Source organism: Halorubrum saccharovorum DSM 1137 (assembly GCF_000337915.1).
In the GTDB taxonomy this organism is placed as follows: domain Archaea; phylum Halobacteriota; class Halobacteria; order Halobacteriales; family Haloferacaceae; genus Halorubrum; species Halorubrum saccharovorum.
The window spans coordinates 27,636-45,828 of record NZ_AOJE01000005.1 but is presented as its reverse complement, the minus strand read 5'-3'; the positions used below and the strand labels follow the sequence as shown (position 1 = coordinate 45,828).

General features: G+C 69.7%; 15 protein-coding genes. 7 read left to right on the top strand and 8 right to left on the bottom strand.

All coding sequences use genetic code 11. The annotated features are described in order from the left end of the window. The first annotated feature begins 24 nt into the window (after positions 1-24). Positions 25-1,812 (top strand): dihydroxy-acid dehydratase, encoded by a 1,788-nt coding sequence (gene ilvD, locus C471_RS00225; RefSeq protein ID WP_004045673.1) that lies wholly within the window; start codon positions 25-27, stop codon positions 1,810-1,812. Between the two features lie 69 nt (positions 1,813-1,881). On the opposite strand, the gene C471_RS00220 is transcribed toward ilvD, so the two are convergent. Continuing rightward, entirely contained in the window at positions 1,882-2,136 is a 255-nt protein-coding gene (locus tag C471_RS00220) for a hypothetical protein (protein WP_004045672.1), read from the bottom strand. A gap of 150 nt (positions 2,137-2,286) precedes the next feature. Beyond that, positions 2,287-2,706: a universal stress protein gene (locus C471_RS00215; RefSeq protein ID WP_004045670.1), complete on the bottom strand. Its 420-nt coding sequence runs from the start codon at positions 2,704-2,706 to the stop codon at positions 2,287-2,289. A gap of 163 nt (positions 2,707-2,869) precedes the next feature. Between C471_RS00215 and C471_RS00210 the strand changes: the two genes are divergently transcribed. Continuing rightward, the gene (locus tag C471_RS00210) at positions 2,870-3,340 is read left to right on the top strand and encodes an NYN domain-containing protein (RefSeq protein ID WP_004045667.1); all 471 of its coding nucleotides are present in this window, start codon (positions 2,870-2,872) and stop codon (positions 3,338-3,340) included. 49 nt (positions 3,341-3,389) lie between these two features. On the opposite strand, the gene C471_RS00205 is transcribed toward C471_RS00210, so the two are convergent. Further along, positions 3,390-4,061: a S26 family signal peptidase gene (locus C471_RS00205; RefSeq protein WP_004045665.1), complete on the bottom strand. Its 672-nt coding sequence runs from the start codon at positions 4,059-4,061 to the stop codon at positions 3,390-3,392. Between the two features lie 186 nt (positions 4,062-4,247). On the opposite strand from C471_RS00205, the gene gcvT reads away from it, so the two are divergent. Next, positions 4,248-5,420 (top strand): glycine cleavage system aminomethyltransferase GcvT, encoded by a 1,173-nt coding sequence (gcvT, locus tag C471_RS00200; protein WP_004045662.1) that lies wholly within the window; start codon positions 4,248-4,250, stop codon positions 5,418-5,420. 28 nt (positions 5,421-5,448) lie between these two features. On the opposite strand, the gene C471_RS00195 is transcribed toward gcvT, so the two are convergent. Further along, positions 5,449-6,093 carry a hypothetical protein gene (locus C471_RS00195; protein ID WP_004045661.1) on the bottom strand — a complete coding sequence of 215 codons (645 nt, stop codon included), beginning with the start codon at positions 6,091-6,093 and terminating at the stop codon, positions 5,449-5,451. A 129-nt stretch (positions 6,094-6,222) separates the two neighbouring features. On the opposite strand from C471_RS00195, the gene fdhF reads away from it, so the two are divergent. Together fdhF and C471_RS00185 are read left to right on the top strand one after the other, a co-directional pair. Then, positions 6,223-8,388, top strand: coding sequence for a formate dehydrogenase subunit alpha (fdhF, locus tag C471_RS00190; protein WP_004045659.1), 2,166 nt, complete (start codon positions 6,223-6,225; stop codon positions 8,386-8,388). 84 nt (positions 8,389-8,472) lie between these two features. Continuing rightward, entirely contained in the window at positions 8,473-10,197 is a 1,725-nt protein-coding gene (locus tag C471_RS00185) for a formate--tetrahydrofolate ligase (RefSeq protein WP_004045657.1), read from the top strand. A gap of 60 nt (positions 10,198-10,257) precedes the next feature. Here the strand turns inward: C471_RS00185 and moaC are convergent, their stop codons facing one another. Together moaC and C471_RS00175 are read right to left on the bottom strand one after the other, a co-directional pair. Next, a complete protein-coding gene (gene moaC, locus C471_RS00180) occupies positions 10,258-10,794 on the bottom strand; it encodes a cyclic pyranopterin monophosphate synthase MoaC (protein WP_004045655.1) in 537 nt (178 codons plus the stop codon). Further along, on the bottom strand, positions 10,787-12,259 hold the full coding sequence (locus C471_RS00175) for a bifunctional ADP-dependent NAD(P)H-hydrate dehydratase/NAD(P)H-hydrate epimerase (RefSeq protein ID WP_004045653.1): 1,473 nt from the start codon (positions 12,257-12,259) through the stop codon (positions 10,787-10,789). The genes moaC and C471_RS00175 overlap by 8 nt, the downstream gene beginning before the upstream one ends. Before the next feature lie 341 nt (positions 12,260-12,600). Between C471_RS00175 and C471_RS00170 the strand changes: the two genes are divergently transcribed. Together C471_RS00170 and C471_RS00165 are read left to right on the top strand one after the other, a co-directional pair. Then, positions 12,601-13,632: a glycosyltransferase gene (locus C471_RS00170; protein WP_004045652.1), complete on the top strand. Its 1,032-nt coding sequence runs from the start codon at positions 12,601-12,603 to the stop codon at positions 13,630-13,632. Next, entirely contained in the window at positions 13,633-15,288 is a 1,656-nt protein-coding gene (locus C471_RS00165; RefSeq protein WP_004045650.1) for a DUF2070 family protein, read from the top strand. A gap of 508 nt (positions 15,289-15,796) precedes the next feature. On the opposite strand, the gene C471_RS00155 is transcribed toward C471_RS00165, so the two are convergent. Together C471_RS00155 and C471_RS00150 are read right to left on the bottom strand one after the other, a co-directional pair. Then, complete coding sequence (locus C471_RS00155) at positions 15,797-16,978, bottom strand: GAF domain-containing sensor histidine kinase (RefSeq protein ID WP_004045644.1); 1,182 nt, start codon at positions 16,976-16,978, stop codon at positions 15,797-15,799. Positions 16,979-17,106: 128 nt separating this feature from the next. After that, on the bottom strand, positions 17,107-18,120 hold the full coding sequence (locus C471_RS00150; RefSeq protein ID WP_004045642.1) for a lysylphosphatidylglycerol synthase transmembrane domain-containing protein: 1,014 nt from the start codon (positions 18,118-18,120) through the stop codon (positions 17,107-17,109). Between the last annotated feature and the right edge of the window lie 73 nt (positions 18,121-18,193).

The following is an 18,193-nucleotide window of genomic DNA, read 5'->3' as shown; positions in this document are numbered from 1 at the left end:
GACCCCCGAGCGACAGGGGCAGGTATGAGCGAACAGCAGCCGCGGTCGGCAGAAGAGACCTCCCGAGGCCGCGACGACGCGGACCGGTTCGCGGGCGAGAAGGACGAGGACCTGCGGAGCAGAGACGTGACGGAGGGGGCGGACAAGGCCCCGCACCGCGCGATGTTCCGGGCGATGGGGTTCGACGACGAGGACCTCTCGTCGCCCATCATCGGCGTGCCGAACCCGGCGGCGGACATCACGCCGTGTAACGTCCACCTCGACGACGTGGCGGACGCCGCGATCGACGGGATCGACGCGGCGGGCGGGATGCCGATCGAGTTCGGGACGATCACGATCTCCGACGCCATCTCGATGGGGACGGAGGGGATGAAGGCGAGCCTCATCTCCCGCGAGGTGATCGCCGACTCCGTCGAACTCGTCTCCTTCGGCGAGCGGATGGACGCGCTGGTGACGGTCGCCGGCTGTGACAAGAACCTCCCCGGCATGCTGATGGCGTCGATCCGCACCGACCTCCCCTCGGTGTTCCTCTACGGCGGCTCGATCATGCCCGGCCAACACGACGGGCGCGACGTGACCATCGTGCAGGTGTTCGAGGGCGTCGGCGCCTACGCCGAGGGCGACATGAGCGGCGAGGAGCTCGACGACTTAGAGCGCCACGCCTGCCCCGGCGCGGGCTCCTGCGGCGGGATGTTCACCGCGAACACGATGGCCTCCATCTCCGAGGCGCTCGGGATGGCGCCGCTCGGCTCGGCCTCCGCGCCCGCCGAGGACCCGGAGCGCTACGAGGTCGCCGAGCGCGCCGGCGAGCTCGCCCTGGAGTGTATCGAGGAGGACCGCCGCCCCTCGGACATCCTCTCGCGGGAGTCGTTCGAGAACGCGATCGCCTTACAGACCGCCATCGGCGGCTCCACGAACGGCGTGCTCCACCTGCTCGCTTTGGCCGCCGAGGCCGACGTGGACCTGTCGATCGAGGACTTCGACGAGATCTCGCGGCGCACCCCGAAGATCGCGGACCTCCAGCCCGGCGGGAACAGCGTCATGAACGACCTCCACGAGATCGGCGGCGTCCCGGTCGTGCTCCGGCGCCTGCTTGAGGCCGACTTACTCCACGGCGACGCGATGACCGTCACCGGCCGCACCCTCGTCGAGGAGCTGGCGGAGCTGGAGGCGCGCGGCGAGCTTCCCGACGACGACGAGGTCGAGGCGGACTTCCTCTACACCGTCGACGACCCCAAGGAGGAGGAGGGCGCCATCAAGATACTCAAGGGGAACCTCGCGCCCGACGGCTCGGTGCTGAAGGTGACCGGCGACGACGAGTTCTACCACGAGGGGCCGGCGCGGATCTTCGAGAACGAGGAGGACGCGATGGAGTACGTCCAGTCGGGCCGGGTCGACTCCGGCGACGTGATCGTGATCCGCAACGAGGGACCGACCGGCGGCCCGGGAATGCGCGAGATGCTCGGCGTCACCGCCGCCGTCGTCGGCGCGGGCCACGAGGACGACGTGGCGCTGCTCACCGACGGCCGCTTCTCCGGCGCGACCCGCGGCCCGATGATCGGCCACGTCGCGCCTGAGGCGGCCGACGGCGGCCCGATCGGACTTATCGAGGACGGCGACCACGTCACCGTCGACATCCCGGAGCGCGACCTCAGCGTCGATCTCAGCGATGAAGAGCTGGCCGAGCGCCGCGAGGAGTGGGAGGCGCCGGAACCGCAGTACGAGGGCGGCATCCTCGCGAAGTACGCCCGCGACTTCGCCGGCGCGTCCGACGGCGCCGTGACGAACCCGCGGCTGACCCGCGATTTATAAGGACGCGAACGACGGTCTCCGAGCGGTCATAAGCGGCTCCGAGCCGCTCTTCGCTTCGTTTCCCGCTACCTACTCCTCCGCCGTCCCGCCGTCGGTGTGGGCCGTCCGGACGGACTCGGCGCGCCAGACGTTGCTCCGGCGCCCGGCGCGCGACAGTTCCATCTTGACCACCGAGCCGACCGGGAGGTCCGCGACGCGGTCGCGCGCGTCCTCGTCGGCGTACTCGACGACGTGGAACGTCTCGTTGCGCGGATGTGCACGAACTGTGGTGCAATCGTGATCGTTCTGCTCAGAAATGACGGTGTATGAGTTGGGTTCCGACATCTTACTCCGTTATTCTTGGACATCCTACTTCAATACTTCGTATATTCACTACAGTCGTCGATCAGGTGGTAATACGAATATAAGGTGTTCAAAAGCCGCACCGAGCGCGGCGCGTCGCCCTCGCGGCTGCCATCGCCGGCCCCTGGCGCCTCACCGAACGACGGTCACGGGCGCCGCGGAGCCGCGAACGATCTTCTCGGCGACGTTGCCGACGAGCAGTCGGTCCGCGATGCTCCCGCTGTGGCTGCCGATGACGACGACGTCGAACCCCTCGCTCGCGTCGGCGACCGCCCGCGCCGGGTGACCGGCCATCACCTCGGTCTCGATCTCGACCCCGCTTTCGGCGGCGATCTCGCGTGCACGCTCGAACAGGTCGCTCGCCTGCTCTTCCGCCTCCTCTTCCGTGTCGTCGGCGAGTGCGAGCCCGGCCGCACTGCCCATCATCGAGGAGGGTTGGCCCACCACGTGGACCACGATTATCTCCGCGTCCGGGTGCGCTTCCAGCGCGAATCGGAGCGCCCGCTCCGCCATCTCCGACTCGTCCATCGGTACCAGCACGCGGGATATCATGGTTCACCTACATCCGACGCACAGATAAGTGATATGTTCTCACGAACCAACCGGGTTCCCGTCTGATCATCCCGTCGCTCCGCCACTTTGTCCCGGTCGCGGATCGCGGGCGCCGCCGCGCCAGACCAGCACGCATATCTCCGCGGATCACGCACCAAGAGGCATGGAATCCAGTCGGGCGGACGACGAGCCCGTCGGCGTGGCGCTGTTCGTCGACGGACCGAACGTGTTGCGAGAGGAGTTCGACGTCGACCTCGACGACGTGCGGGTGGCGGCGGAGGCGGAGGGGCAGCTCGTGACGACGCGGCTCTACCTCGACGAGCACGCGACGCCGGGACTCATTCAGGCCGCGGAGGCCCGCGGCTTCGAGGTCGTCGTCACGAGCGGCGACGTCGACGTGAAGCTCGCGGTCGACGCCGCGCGCTTCGCGGCCGAGGGACGGATGTCGACGCTCGCGATCGCCTCGCGGGACACCGACTTCAAGCCGGTCGTCGAGACCGCGAACGGCTACGGGATCCGGACGCTCGCGATCGCGCCCGGCGAGTTCGGGCGGTCCGACGCCCTCCGAAACGCCACGACCGACTCGGTGACGCTCGACGGCAGCGAGGGCGACGCGGACGGCGACAACTCGTGACTGCCGACGCGCCCGCGGCGAAGCGCCCCCGCCGTTCCTACGCTCGTCGCTAGCGGTCGCGCTCGTCGCGGCCCCTCCGACGCGCCGCGATCCGACCGAGGAAGAGCGCACCGAATCCACCGGTAGCGGCGGCGAGGCCCCCGAAACCGACCGCCGCCGGGAAGACGCCAACCCGCGCTATCGCGGCGTCGACGCCGACCCGGAACCAGCCGAGGTTCGGGACGGCGAACAGTGCCTTGGCCGTGATCCACTCCTCGCGGACGATCGGGGCGATCCCGGCGCTCTGGTCGTACTCGCCGTTTGCGTCGCCGTAGGTGACGTACCCGTCGTAGGGTGCGGGACAGGCCGTGATCGTCAGGCAGTCGCCCTCCAGCAGGGCGGGATCCGCCCGATCGGTCCAGTCCTCGCCGGCGGACACCCGAAAGGCGATCCGGTGCATTATCGGCCGCTGCCCGTCGCTCGGCGGGTCGAACACGACCACGTCGCCGGCGCTCCCGAACGTGGCCGGGGCCCCGGTCTCCGCTGCGCCGACCAGCCCGCCCCAGGGGAACCGGTCGGTAGACGTGACCACGACGAGGTCGCCGCGCTCGACCTCCGGGGCCATGCTCCCGCTCTCGACGGCGACGAACGGGGGCCACGCGCCCGCGACCGCGGCGACGACGACCGCGACCAGCAGGACCGCGACGGCGGGCGCGAGCAGCCCGGAGAGGTTCCGCGTCACGTACGGTACCGGGGGTGGAAACGGCTTGAGACTGTCGGCGGAACGGGCGGAGTCGCGGCGGTGTCCCGGCAGCGAGACGGGGCCCGATATCCCGGCAAGGGGGCAGGACCCGGTATCCCGGCGGCGGGGCGGGACCAAGTGCGAGGGATGGCAAGACCTTAGGTCGGGCCGAGAGACGGATGAGGTATGCCAGACCGACGCACTCCCCTCCGCGAGATCCACGAGGAACGCGGCGCGAAGTTCACCGACTTCGGCGGGTGGCAGATGCCAGTCGAGTTCGACTCGATCAGCGAGGAGCACGCCGCGGTCCGCGACTCGCTCGGCGTCTTCGACGTGTCGCACATGGGCGAGATCGAGGTCTCGGGGCCGGACGCGACGGCGCTGATGAACCGGCTCACGACCAACGACGTGACGGCGCTCGACCCTGGCGACTCCCAGTACGCCGCGGTCACGAACGCGGACGGCGTCATGCTCGACGACACGGTGGTCTACCGCCTCCCGGATGGGATCGAAGCGGGAGAGGGCGCCGACGCGCTCGCCGGGCTCGACCGCGACCTCGACGCCAGCTCCGGCGACCCCGCCTACCTCTTCGTCCCCAACGCGGGCCACGACGAGGAGATGTACGACCGGTGGGTCGACTACCGGGACGAGGAGGGGCTCGACGCCGCGGTCGTGAACGCCACCGACGACTGGGCCATGCTCGCGGTGCAGGGGCCGGACGCGGCCGACGCGCTCGGCGAGGCGACCCCCGACGACCGAGTCGTCGATCTCTCGAAGTTCGAGGCGACGGTCGCCGCCGTCGATGAAGTCGACAGCTGGGTCGCCCGGACCGGCTACACCGGCGAGGACGGCTTCGAAGTGATGTGCCCCGCGGGCGACGCCGAGAGCGTCTGGGAGGCGTTCGCCGACGCGCCGCGGGGCGCCCAGCCCTGCGGGCTCGGCGCGCGCGACACCCTCCGCACGGAGATGGGGTTCCTGCTCTCGGGACAGGACTTCGACCCGGACACCGAGCCGCGGACCCCCTACGAGGCCCGGATCGGCTTCGTCGTGAAGCTCGACACGGAGTTCGTCGGCCGCGACGCCCTCGAAGCGCAGACGGAGGAGGGCGTCGACGAGACGTTCGTCGGGGTCCGCCTGCTCGAACGCGGCGTTCCCCGGAACGGGTACGCCGTCACCGACGGCGACCTCACGCGGGTCGGTCAGCTGACCTCCGGCACGATGAGCCCCACGCTCGGCGAGCCGATCGGGCTGGGGTATCTCGACGAGCGCTACGCCGACCCGGGCACCGAGGTGAGCGTCGTCGTGCGCGGCGACGAGAAGCGTGCCGAGGTCGTCGTTCCGCCGTTCCTCGACCGGTAGGATCGGTCACTGCCCTCTTCTCCGCCGGTCACGCCTCGCCCTCGAACGCCTCCGCGTGGACGCTCCGGAGCACCATGTACAGGTGCCAGTGGTCGACGCCGAGCCGGTCCGCGATGTCTCGTACCGCGTCGAGATACCGGTCGTACGCGTCGATCGTCATTGGCTCCGGATACGCGTCGTCGAGGTCGCCGGCGGCGGGGGAGTCGTCGGTCAGCGCGGCGACGACCGCCCACTCGCGCTCGCCGACGACGAGGTGCTCGTCCGGATCGAGGAACCACAGCAGCGCGGAGGCGACTTCCACGTCCACTCCCGGAATCTGCGTCAGCGCGTCGAGGGCGCGGCGGTGCGCGGGGCCTCGGGCGTCGTCAGCCGCGTCCGCCTCGTCCAGCGCGTCGATCGCGTCCCACAGCGCGCCGCGGAGGTCTCGCGGCTCCGTGTCGGAGACGGCCTCCTCGGCCGCACGCCGCTCGTCGTGGTCGATGTCGGTCACGGCCCGCCGGAAGTACCAGCGAACCACCCACTCGACGTCCCGCTTCCCGTACTCGCCGGCTCGGAACGCGTCCGAGAGCGACCCGATCGCCTCCGCCTCCACGGGGTGGAAAGGAGCGGACTCCCGATACGTCTCGACGTGGTCGTCGACGCGGTCCTCGACGTCGGCGAGCGACGGGTCCATACCCGTCGAACGGCCCCGGTCGACAAAACGGTTCGGCGACCGGCTGCGTCTCCTTCGCAAGGGCCACCGATACACTCATGCGAGTGGATCATAGATCGTAAATCATGATCGTACGTCAGGGTGAGAACTATGTCTGCTGAGGACGACGAACCGGTGAACACGATCTGTCCGTACTGCGGCGTCGGCTGCGGGATCAAGGTGAATCAAGGCGACGACCCCGGCGACGTGAACTTCATGCCGTGGGGAGAGGCGCCCGTCAACGAGGGGCGAGTGTGCATCAAAGGCGGCGCGGCGACGCAGGTCGTCGACCACGAGGACCGACTGACGGAGCCGCTGATCAGAGAGGACGGAGAGTTCCGCGAGGCGACGTGGGAGGAGGCCTACTCGCGGATCGTCTCGGAGATGGAGGGAATCCGCGACGAGCACGGCCCCGACGCGATGGGATTCTTCGGCTCCTCGAAGACGATGAACGAGGAGAACTACCTCCTTCAGAAGATCGCGCGCCGCTACGGCACGAACAACGTCGACAACTGCACCCGGATGTGCCACGCCTCGACGGTGTGGGCGCTCCGGACCAGCCTCGGCGCGGGCGCGATGACGAACAGCATGGCCGACTTGGAGGAGTCGGCCGACGTGCTCTGGATCCAGGGCGCGAACCCCGGCGAGCAGCACCCGATCGCCAACAGCCAGTACTTCCGACAGGCCGTGTTGGAGGGCGCGACCGTCATCCAGGTCGACCCGCACGCCAACAAGACCACCCGGTCGTTCGAGATCGACGAGACCGAGCGGCACATGCACCTCCAGCTCAACCCCGGCGCCGACATCCCGCTTCTCAACGTCGTCCTGAAGACGATCCTCGAACGCCACGAAGAGGAGCCGGACGCGGGCTGGATCGACGAGGGGTTCATCGAGGAGCGCACGGAGGGGTTCGAGGACCTGAAGGAGACGCTCGAAGACTTCGACAAGGAGGCGGCCGCCGAGGAGGCCGGCGTCCCGCTCGAAGACATCGAGCTCGCCGCCGAGAAGTACGCGATGGCGAACAACGCCGCCATCTTCACCGGGATGGGGATGAGCCAGCACACCTGCGGCGTCGACAACGTTCAAAACGAGATCAACCTCGCGCTGATCACGGGGAACCTCGGGAAGCCCGGTACCGGCGTCAACCCCCTCCGCGGACAGAACAACGTCCAGGGGACGAGCGACGTGGGCGCGATGCCGAACGTCCTCCCCGGGTACCAGCTCGTCGACGACGACGAGGCCCGCGAGAGCGTCGAGGACGTGTGGGGGTTCGAGGTGCCCGACGAGCCCGGCCTCACCAACGTGGAGATCTCCCACGAGGCGGGCCGCTCGGTGAAGGGGCTGTACGTGATGGGCGAGAACCCGATCATGAGCGAGCCCGACGGCAACGAGGTCGAAGAGCGCCTTCGGTCGCTCGATTTCATGGTCGCACAGGACATCTTCATGACCGAGACCGCGGAGCTCGCGGACGTGGTCCTCCCGGCGACGACGTGGGCCGAGCGCGGCGGCACCGTCACCAACACCGACCGGCGGGTCCAGCGCATGCGCGGCGCCGAGAAGGTCCACGAGAACACGAAGCACGACCTCGACATCCTGATGGAGGTCGGTAGTCGCCTCTTCAGCGAGGACGAGTTCCGGTTCGACGACGTGGAGGCCGTCTTCGAGGAGCTCCGAGAGGTGTGTCCGATCTACCACGGGATGACCTACGACGCGCTCGGCGAGACCGGGATCCAGTGGCCCTGTTACGAGGAGGGCGACGAGGGCGACCAGTACCTCTACGCCGACTCGTTCGACACCGAGAGCGGCCTCGGGCAGATCGAGGGCGTCCGCCACCAGCCGCCAGCGGAGGTGCCCGACGAGGAGTACCCGCTGATCCTCACCACCGCTCGGCTCGAAGAGCACTACAACACGGGGACGATGAGCCGGCGGTCGCCGACGCTCTCGCGCCAGCACCCGGAGAACTTCGTCGACGTGCATCCGAACGACGCCGAGGAGTACGGCATCGAGGACGGGGACATGGTGACGCTCCGGTCTCGACGCGGCGAGATCGAGGTGAAAGCGCAGGTGACCGAGGACATCAAGGAGGGCGTCGTCTGGACGACCCCGCACTTCGCGGCTTCCTCCGCGAACCGGCTCACGAACGACGTGCTCGACGAACGGGCGAAGATCCCCGAGTACAAGGCCGCCGCGGCGGACATCGCGGTCACCGTCACCGACGGTGGAGAGAGCGCGAGCGACGGGGCGGAATCGGGCGACGCGAAACCGGCGGACGACTGATCGCCAGCCCGCCGTCTCGCGGCCGGTTTTTTATCCGACGGGAACGCGTCCAAGACTGATTACCCCTCCGACGGAAGCGCCTGTATGGTGCACCAAAATCCGGCGGCCGATGGAGCCGACGCGAGGGAGGTACCGGAGTCGGACCTCGCGGTCGCTCGCGCCGCGACGCCCCGACCCATCGAGGATGTCGCGGCCGACCTCGGACTGGGCCCCGACGAGATCGAACGCCGCGGCGACGGGGTCGCGAAGCTCACCCAGTCCGCCGTCCGCTCGGCGACCGCGGGCGAGCCCGACGGGACGACCGTCCTCGTCACGGGGATGACCCCGACGCCGAAGGGGGAGGGGAAGACCGTGACCTCGGTGGGGCTCGGGCAGGCGCTCGCGGGGCTCGGGGAGTCCGCGGCGGTCGCGGTCCGTGAGCCCTCGCTCGGTCCCGTCTTCGGGATCAAAGGCGGCGCCGCGGGCGGCGGGTACTCGCAGGTGCTCCCGATGGAGGCGATCAACCTCCACTTCACCGGCGACATTCACGCGCTCACGGCCGCGCACAACCTGATCGCCGCGGCGCTCGACAACCACCTGCATCAGGGGAACGACGAGGGGATCGACGTGCGCCGCGTCGACTGGCCGCGCGCGCTCGACGTCAACGACCGCGCGCTCCGCGAGACCGTCGTGGGACTGGGCGGACCCGCTCGCGGCGTCCCCCGGGAGAACGAGTTCGTCATCACCGCGGCCTCGGAGCTGATGGCCGTCCTCGGACTCGCCGAGGACCTCGCGGATCTGAAAGACCGGATCGGGCGGATCGCGCTGGCAGAGGACGCCGACGGTGACCCGGTCACGCCCGACGACCTCGGCGTCACCGGGGCCGCGGCAGCACTCTTACGCGACGCGTTCCGTCCGAACCTCGTCCAGACGGTCGAGGGGGTCCCCGCCTTGGTCCACGGCGGCCCGTTCGCCAACATCGCGCACGGGACCAACACGCTCGTGGCCGACCGGGTCGGCGCCTCGCTCGCGGACTACCTCGTCACCGAGGCCGGCTTCGGCGCGGACCTCGGCGCCGAGAAGTTCGCGCACATCGTCGCCCGCGAGGGGATCGTCCCGGACGTGGCGGTCGTCGTCGCGACGGTCCGCGGCGCGAAACGGCACGGGCTGGAGATGTGGCCGACCGACTTCGAGGCGCTGGAGGAGACGGCCCCCGAGGCGGTGCGGGCCGGCGTCGAGAACGTGAAACGGCACGTCGAGATCGTTGAGTCGTTCGGGATCCCGGCGGTCGTCGCAGTCAACGTCTTCCCGGACGACGCGGAGTCGGAGCTCGCGGCCTTGGAGTCGACGCTTTCCGAGGCGGGGATTCCGGTCGCGCGGTCGACCGCCTACCGCGACGGCGGCGAGGGGGCGACGTCCCTGGCGGAGCTGGTCCGCGAGCGCGCCGGAACCGGCGAGTTCGCGCCGCTGTACGACCTCGACGCGCCCCTCCGAGAGAAGATCGAAACCGTCGCCAGAGAGGTGTACGGCGCCGACGGCGTGGAGTACGTCGACGGCGCCGACGACGATATCGACCGCGTCGAGTCGTGGGGGTACGGCGATCTCCCCGTCTGCGTCTCGAAGACGCCGTACTCCTTCGCGGACGACGCCTCGCTGACGGGCGTGCCGGAGGGGTGGACGCTCACCGTCCGCGAGGTGTCGGCCTCGGCGGGCGCCGGCTTCGTCGTCGTCAAGACCGCGGACGTGATGACGATGCCGGGGCTCCCCGCCGAGCCGGCCGCGGAGGACATCGACGTGGACGCCGACGGGGACGTGAGCGGGCTGTTCTGAGGTGCAGTCCGCAGTTCGGCGCTCGGGCGCCGCGGGCGCTCTCAGTCGCCGATTGCGCTCTCAGTCGTCGCCGCCGAGCGCCCGCTTCTCCTTCGCGACGACCTCGACGCCCGAGATTCCGGTGTCGGGATAGCCGCCGTCGTCGTCCTTCTCCGCGGCCTTCACCATGTCCCAGACCACGTTGAGTCCGGTGGTCACGCCCTCCAGCGCCTCCATCTCGCAGCCGGTCTTCCCGGTCGTCTCCACCGCCACCGTCAGCTCGATCCGGTCGTCGCAGACCGCGAAGTCGGTGTCGACGTTCGTGATCGGGATCTGGTGGCACATCGGGATCGCCTCCCAAGTGTGTTTGACGGCCTGCACCGCACCCACGCGGGCGGTCGCGAGCACGTCGCCCTTCCCGACCTCGTCGGCCTCGACGGCCGCGATCGTCGAGGGCGTCAGCCGGATCTCGCCGCGCGCGACCGCGCGGCGGCTCGTGTCGGGCTTGTCGCCCACGTCGACCATCCGGACCTCGCCGGACGCGTCGGTGTGGGTCAGGTCGTCGGCGGGGCGGTCGGTCGGCTCGCCGGGGGGGTCGTCCGCGCGCTCGTCACTCATCACGCATCGCCTCGGGAATCCGGTCGATTAAGTCCGTCGCCACGAGGCCGTACCCCATGTCGTCGGCCGCCGCGTCGCCGGCCAGCCCGTTGACGTACGTCCCGACCGCGGCCGCGTGGAACGGGTCGGTCACGGCCGCGAGCGCGCCCACCGCGCCGGCGAGCACGTCGCCGGTCCCGCCGACGGTCATCCCCGGGTTGCCCGTGCGGTTCAGCCGGACCGAGTCGCCGTCCGTGACCACGTCCTTCGCGCCCTTCACGAGGAGGGTGTGACCGATCTCGGCTGCGAACGACCGCACGAGCGCCGCGCGTTCGTCGGGGTCGTCCGCCGTTTCGCCGCCCATCCCGACCAGCTCGCCCTGGTGCGGCGTACAGATCAGCTCGGCGTCGGTGTCGACCTCCGGGACGACCCGCAGCGCGTCGGCGTCGACGACCGCGCGCCCGTCGTACCGCGACAGGAACCGCCGGACGAACTCGCGCGTCCCGTCGCCGTCGCCGAGCCCCGGACCGAGCACGACCACGTCGTTGCCGGCGGCGAGCTCCAGCGCGCGGTCGACGTGGGCGGGGCCGATCCGGTCGCCCGGGAGCCCGCGGACGATCAGGTCGGCGGAGTACCCCTGCACCGTCCGCGCGACCGTCTCCGGGCACGCGACGCGCACGAGGTCGGCCCCGGTTCTGAGCGCCGACCGGGCCGAAAGCGAGGGCGCGCCGGTGTACGGGCCGCCGCCGATCACCAGCACCTCGCCGTTCTCGCCCTTGTGCGAGGTCGGATCGCGCGCGATCCCGAGCAGGTCGCCGGGGCCGGTGAACCGCTCCGCCGCGGTCGGGATCCCGATGTCCGCGACGGTCACGTCCGCGTCGAGCGCCGCCAGTCCGGGCTTCTCGTCGTGGAAGGTGACGACGCGGTCGGCGTCGACCGCGACCGGGTCGGCGGCCCCCGCCTCGCCCGCGACTCCCGCCTCGCCAGCGGCCGGCTTTCCGGTGTCGGCGTCGACCCCGGAGGGCACGTCGACGGCGACGACCGCGGCGTCGCTCTCGTTCGTCAGTCTCGCGGCGGTCCGCTCCGGCTCCCGGAGCGCGCCGGTGACCCCGCTCCCGAGCATCGCGTCGACGATCACGTCCGGGTCGTCGAGCGCGAGGTCGACGGCGTCGGTGACGGTCTCGGCCGGAATCTCGCTGTTCTCGAGGGCGTCCCAGTTCTCGCGCGCGATCTCGGTCCGGATCGACTCGGGACGCCCGAGCAGGCTGACGGTCGCGTCGTACGCGGAGAGGAAGCGCGCCGCGACGAACGCGTCCCCGCCGTTGTTCCCGCGTCCGCAGAGGAGCTCGACGCTCGCGCCGGGGTCGGCGAGCGCTCGGACCTCGCGGGCGACCGCGTTACCCGACGACTCCATCAGCTGCTTCCGCGGGACGCCGAGGGCGGCGGCGTTGGCGTCGACGGCCGCCATCCGATCGGTGGTGATCATGGGCGGGCGTTCGCGCGCCGGGTGATTAATTGTGGGGCCGTGGGTCGGCGACACCGACGTCGACACCGACGCCCGTCGACGAGCGGGTGCGCCGCTGCGCGCGACCGCGACGGAAGCGGGCGCGTCGCGCGCGACACGGAATGAAAATGTTGATGCACGTCCGAGGAAAACCGCGGCGTAGCAACCGTGGCACAGTCAGTACACGACGGCGCTGCGGAACGGCCCGGGCGCGGCGGCGTTTCCGCGGCCTTCACACCGGTCGACGACCGATCGGCCCGTCCGTCCGACGGAGACGAGTGCCCCGACGGCGACGCGCGACAGACGACACGGTCAGCCCTCGCATGAACATCGGATTCTTCACTGACAGCTACTTCCCCGGCATCGACGGCGTGACGTACACGATCCGCGCGTGGCGGGACCGGCTCGAAGACCGGGGTCACGACGTGTACGTCGTCTACCCGGCGAGCAGCCACGAGCCCGACGAGCGCGAGGTCCCCGTGCCGTCGCTTCCGAACCCCTTCTACCGTCAGTACCGCGTCCCGCTGTACCGGCGCCTCTCGACGCTGCCCGACTTGGACGTGGTTCACTGTCACGGACCGGCCTCCACCGGGCTGATGGGGCGCCGCTACGCGAAGAAGCGCGGCGTCAAATCCGTGTACACCCACCACACTCCCGTGGAGGACTACTTCGTGCAGGGGCTGAAACTGGAGTCGCTGGCGGGGATCGCCGGGCGGGCGTACGTGACCTACGAGAACCGCTTTCTCCGGTCGTTCGACTGCGTCACCGCGTCCACCTCTCGGATCCGCCGAGACGTGACGCCGCGGAAGCTCCCGGTCGGCATCGAGACGGACACGTTCCGCCCCGTGAGCGACTCGCGGTTCGAGAGCGACGAGCCGACGGTGGGGTACAGCGGCCGGATGACCCGGAAGAAACACGTCGACGAGATTCTCCGGCTGGCCGACCGGCGGCCGGACCTCCGGTTCGAACTGGTCGGCGAGGGACCGGTCCGGGACGACCTCGAAGCGGGGGCGCCGGAGAACGTCCGATTCCGCGATTTCCTCCCGCGAGAGGACCTCCCGGCGTTCTACTCCGCGCTCGACGTCTTCGTCACCGCCTCGACCTGCGACACGCTCGGGCTTTCGACGCTGGAGGCGAACGCCTGCGGGACCCCGGTCGCCGCCGCCGACGTGCCCCCGTTCGACCGCACCATCGGCGACGACAACGGTGCTCGGTTCGAACACGGCGATATCGACGACATGGAGCGCGCCGTCGTCGACTGCCTGGACGGCGACAGGCCGACGCGCGCGGCGGTCGAGGGCTACTCGGTCGAGCGCACGATAGACGAGTTGGAGGAGATCTACGGGGTGTCGTAGATGGGCGCGGACAACGTCGACGTCTTCCAACGGCTGGTGTTCAGCGTCCCGCCGCTTTCGCGACAGCTCCCCGCGATGGCGGTCCTCGGGGTCGTCTACAGCGTCGTCGCGTTCGTCGCCGTCTCGGAGTTCACGCCGCTATCCCCGGAGCCGTCGACCCTCCTCCCGGTCGTGGTGGTGCTCTTCCTGCTTCCCTTCCTGTTCGCGGGGGAGCTGTTCCACCGCGTCCTCCCGCGGTATCCGCGGACGTGGAGCTTCTTCCTGGCCCTGACGAACCAGTTCGTCACCTTCGTCTACGCGTTGGTCCTCTCCGGCGCCAACGACGTGGGGAACGCGTGGAGCATCGTCTGGCTCCTCTTCATCACGGTCTACCTGATCAACATCCTCGTGCTCGTCGTCTCGACGGGTATCGACCGCTACAAGCGGATCCTCGTCGTCGCGCTCGCGGAGCCGGCAGCGCTGATCGTCGCGTTCTACGCGTTGGCCGGCGGTGATCTCGGGTTCTCGACGTACCGCCACGTGTTCGCGTTCGCCTCGCTGCTCATCGCGGCGGCGTTCCTCGTGTTGGTGCTCGGGATCGTCGACTACCTCATCCGGAGCAACACCGACGTCTCCGCGTTCGAACTCACCTCCGGCATCCTGCGGAACGACCGCGCCTCGCTCGATCTGGGCGTCGAGGCCGAGCCCGCCGTCGAGACGCTCGCGATCGACAACGGCGACCGGCTGACGCTCGCCGCGCCGTGGGTCCACCCCGGCCCGCTCGGCGGGTTCGGGGGAGGCCAGCTGAGCGGGAACGTCATCGACGCCCTGAACGACGGCAGCGAGGGCGAGAACGGGTTCTTCCTCCACGTTCCCTGCACGCACAAGGAGGACCTCTCGAACCCGGACGACGCCGCGAAGATCCTCGACGCCGTCGCCGATCCCGAGCGCGTCGCTCGCGCGTCGCGGCTGATACACCACGACTACGGCGAGATCGAGTTTTACGGCCGACGGATCGGCGACAAGCAGGTTATCTTCCTCCACGGCGAGGGGATCGACGACTACGACACGGGCGTGTTCATGAGCGGCGTCGACGAGTCCGAGGTGCTACTCGTGGACCTCCACAAACACGACCTCCAGAACGGCCCGGAGAAGGAGGTGCTGTACGGTTCCTCCGAGGCGGACCGACTGAAGCGCCACTTCGACGACTTCCGCGACCGGCTCGCCGACGCGCCGCTTTCCGACTACGCGGCGGGCTTCGCGGTCCGCCGCGCGGACCAAGACGTCACCGCGGTCGTCGAGTCGGTCGGCGGCCAAGAAGTCCTTTTCATGGGGATCGACACGAACGGGGTCACGCCGGACGTGCGGGAGCTGGCGGCCGACTACCGCGAGTCGTTCGACGAGGTCCTGATCTTCTCGACTGACACCCACGCCTCCATCCACGAGCTCGCGAACACGACGCGGTCCGACATCGACGCCCTGACCGAGGCGGTCGAGCGCGCGACCGACGAGGTGGCCCCCGCGACGGTCGGTCTGGCCAGCCGGCGGACTCAGCCGCTCAAGCTCCTGAAAAATGACTACAACGGGCTCGTGTTCAGCGTCAACATCCTGATCCGGCTGACGATCATCGCGCTCGTGGTGCTGTACGCGCTGCTCGTCATCTGGCTGTTCTTCTGACCGATGAAACGGGGGCGTTGATTCGCCCCCTATGGAACCCTCGACGAGTAACGCAGACGATCCCGAACGCGGCTGTACAGACGATCCCGAACGCGGCTGTACTGTGGTTTATCTCACTCGCAAGTAGACACACATATCGGCCAATGAACCCGGACACGGGCTTCATCGCTTGTTGCTGTCGCGGGCGGGCGGTTCACCGAGAGACCGGCTCTTCGCGGGACAGGTAAAACCCGTAGAGTCCGACGATCGCCGCGATCCACATTAGAGCTCGATACGGCCAGACGAGGCCGAACCCCTGTCCGTAGGTGCGGATCGCCCCGAAGCAAGCGATCACGCCCAACAGGATAGCAAGTCGTTGAACAGACGCACCAATCATCGAATGACAGTTTGGACGCCACAATTGTATAATACTTATCCGTGACATCGCTCCTCGTGGTCGACGGAACACTCCGCAGTTAACGCGCGCTCGTCGCCGACCGGCACCGACCGGAGACCCCGCCGCTGACACTCAGCCCGGCGGAACGACCACACCGGACACCTCGAACCGCGCGCCGCCGTCGGCGCTTTCTCCGGCCGTGATCGTCCACCCGTGTGCGTCGACGACGCCCTCGACGATCGCGAGTCCGAGTCCGATTCCCTCCGTTCCGGTCGTGTACCCCGTCTCGAACACTCGCTCCCGATCGGACGCCGGGATTCCGGGGCCGTCGTCTTCGACGTAGAACCCGTCTCCGTCGCCGAGCGCTCCGACGCGGACCGACACGTCGGATCCCCCGTGTTCCACGCTGTCGCCGGGCCCCGCCCGGCTGCCAGTGGAGCCATGCTCCACACTGTTCCGGAACAGGTTCTCGAAGAGCTGTCGGAGGCGGTCGGGGTCCGCCTTGAAGCGTAGATCCTCCCCGACGGTCAGGGTCGCGTCGCCGGTCCGGACCGCGTCCCAGCACCCCTCGGCGATCGCGTCGAGCGAGACGAGCCCCGTCTCCTCGATCTCGTGTCCCTGTCTGGCCACCGTGAGGACGTCGGCGATCAGGTCCTCCATCCGGTCTAACGACCGCGCGGCGATCTCCAGGTTGTCGCTGTCGCGGGTCGAGCGTTCGATGTCGACGCGTCCCTGCGCGACGTTCAGCGGGCTTCTGAGGTCGTGAGAGACGACGCTAGCGAACTGGTCGAGCCGGTCGATCTTCGCCTCCGTCCGCTCCTCTTGAAGCTCCGTTTCCAACATCCTCGCGATCAGCTCCGCGAACAGCGTTTCCCCGTCGGAAAATGGCTCCGCGCGCGGCTCCGGGGAGACGAAACACAGCGTTCCGAAGAGCTCGTCGTCGACGGTGAGCGTGCTGCCGTGGTAACAGCGCAGTCCGTGTCGCTCGAACGCGGGGTCGTCGTCCCATCCCTGATTCGGCGCGTCGTGCAGCCTGACGGGGCTCTCGCCGCCGACGGTGCGGCGACAGTAGGTGGTCCCGAGGTCCAACTTGAGCCCGGACGGAAACCGCCCGTCCGCCGAGTCCGTGCTGGCGATCGCCTTCCAGTAGTCGCTTTCGCTGTCGATCCGCGTCAGGTGCCCGTTCTCCACGCGCAAGTACTCCTCCCCGACGGAGAGCGCCAGCGTCGCCTTCTCCTCGAACGGCAGGTCCCGGTCCATCACCTCGTAGAGTCGCTCCCGGGCCGCCATCGCGCTGCGAGCCTCGTCGCCCATGATAACGTCCGGGATAGCGACCCCACCGACAAAAGTGACCCTGTCGGACGCTGCTACATTCATTCCGGACGCCAGCTGTCCCCCGCGTCCGGACGGCCGGCGGGGTCACCCGGCCGACCGAGGCGAACTCATCGAACCGTGCGGACGCCGAGCACCGACGCCGACACGCCGCCGATCGCCACCGGCATCCAGTAGACGCCGCCGCGGAAGACGAGCACGGCGGCGGTGACCGCCGACGCCGAGACGCCCGTCGTCGGGACGAGAAGCGCGACGAACGCCGCCTCGATCCCGCCGAGTCCGCCGGGGAGCGGGGTCGCGCCCGCGACGTACGCCAGCGGGACGGCGAACAGCGGTATCACCGGCGAGACCTGGTGGCCGACGGCGGCGAACGCGACCGTGAGCGCGGCCGCCTGAAACAGCCAGCCGGAGAGCGAGAGCCCGACTGCGGCGGCCAGCCGCCCGGGACTCGTACCGACGCGCTCGATGTCGTCGAAGAAGTTCCGCAGCCGGGTGGCGATCCCCGCCGCGACCGTGTCGGCGTCGAACCGGTCCAACCGCCCGGCCAGCCGACCGACCGCGCTCGGGAGGCGGTCGACGACGGCGCTCCGGTACCGCCAGCCGAGGGCGATCGCCGTGACGATCGCCGCGATCAGCGCCACGGCGACCGCGACGGCGACTTCGAGGCGCTCGCCGACCGCCGCGGTGGTCGCGTAGTAGCCGACGCCGAGGAGCACGATCGAAATCGAGGGGACGACGTTGAGCACGTCGACGCTGGCGATTCCGACGAGCCCCGTCTCGTAGCGCGACCCGGAGACCCGAGAGATGAGCGCGGCCGCCACCGGCTCGCCGCCCGCCTGCCCGAACGGGGTCACGTTGTTGGCGAACACGGCCCCGGAGTACACGAGGAACGCTGTGGCGACCGAGAGGGGGACGTCGAGCGAGCCGAGCACGGTCCGGAGCATGAGGCTCCAGGCGACCAGCCAGCAGAGCGCGAACCCGAACGTCGCCGCGACCAGGGCCGGGTCCGCCGAGAGCAGCGTCTCGATCACGCGGTCCGCTCCGACGACGACGAAGAGGACGGCGAGGACCGCGAGCGCCGCGATCCCGCCGATGATCAGTCCCCGCCGCTGGCTCCCGTCCATGGGTGGTATGACGCGCTGGCGGACTTGAAACGTCTGATCGGTTCTCACGCTCCGAGGGCGCCCGAACCCGATC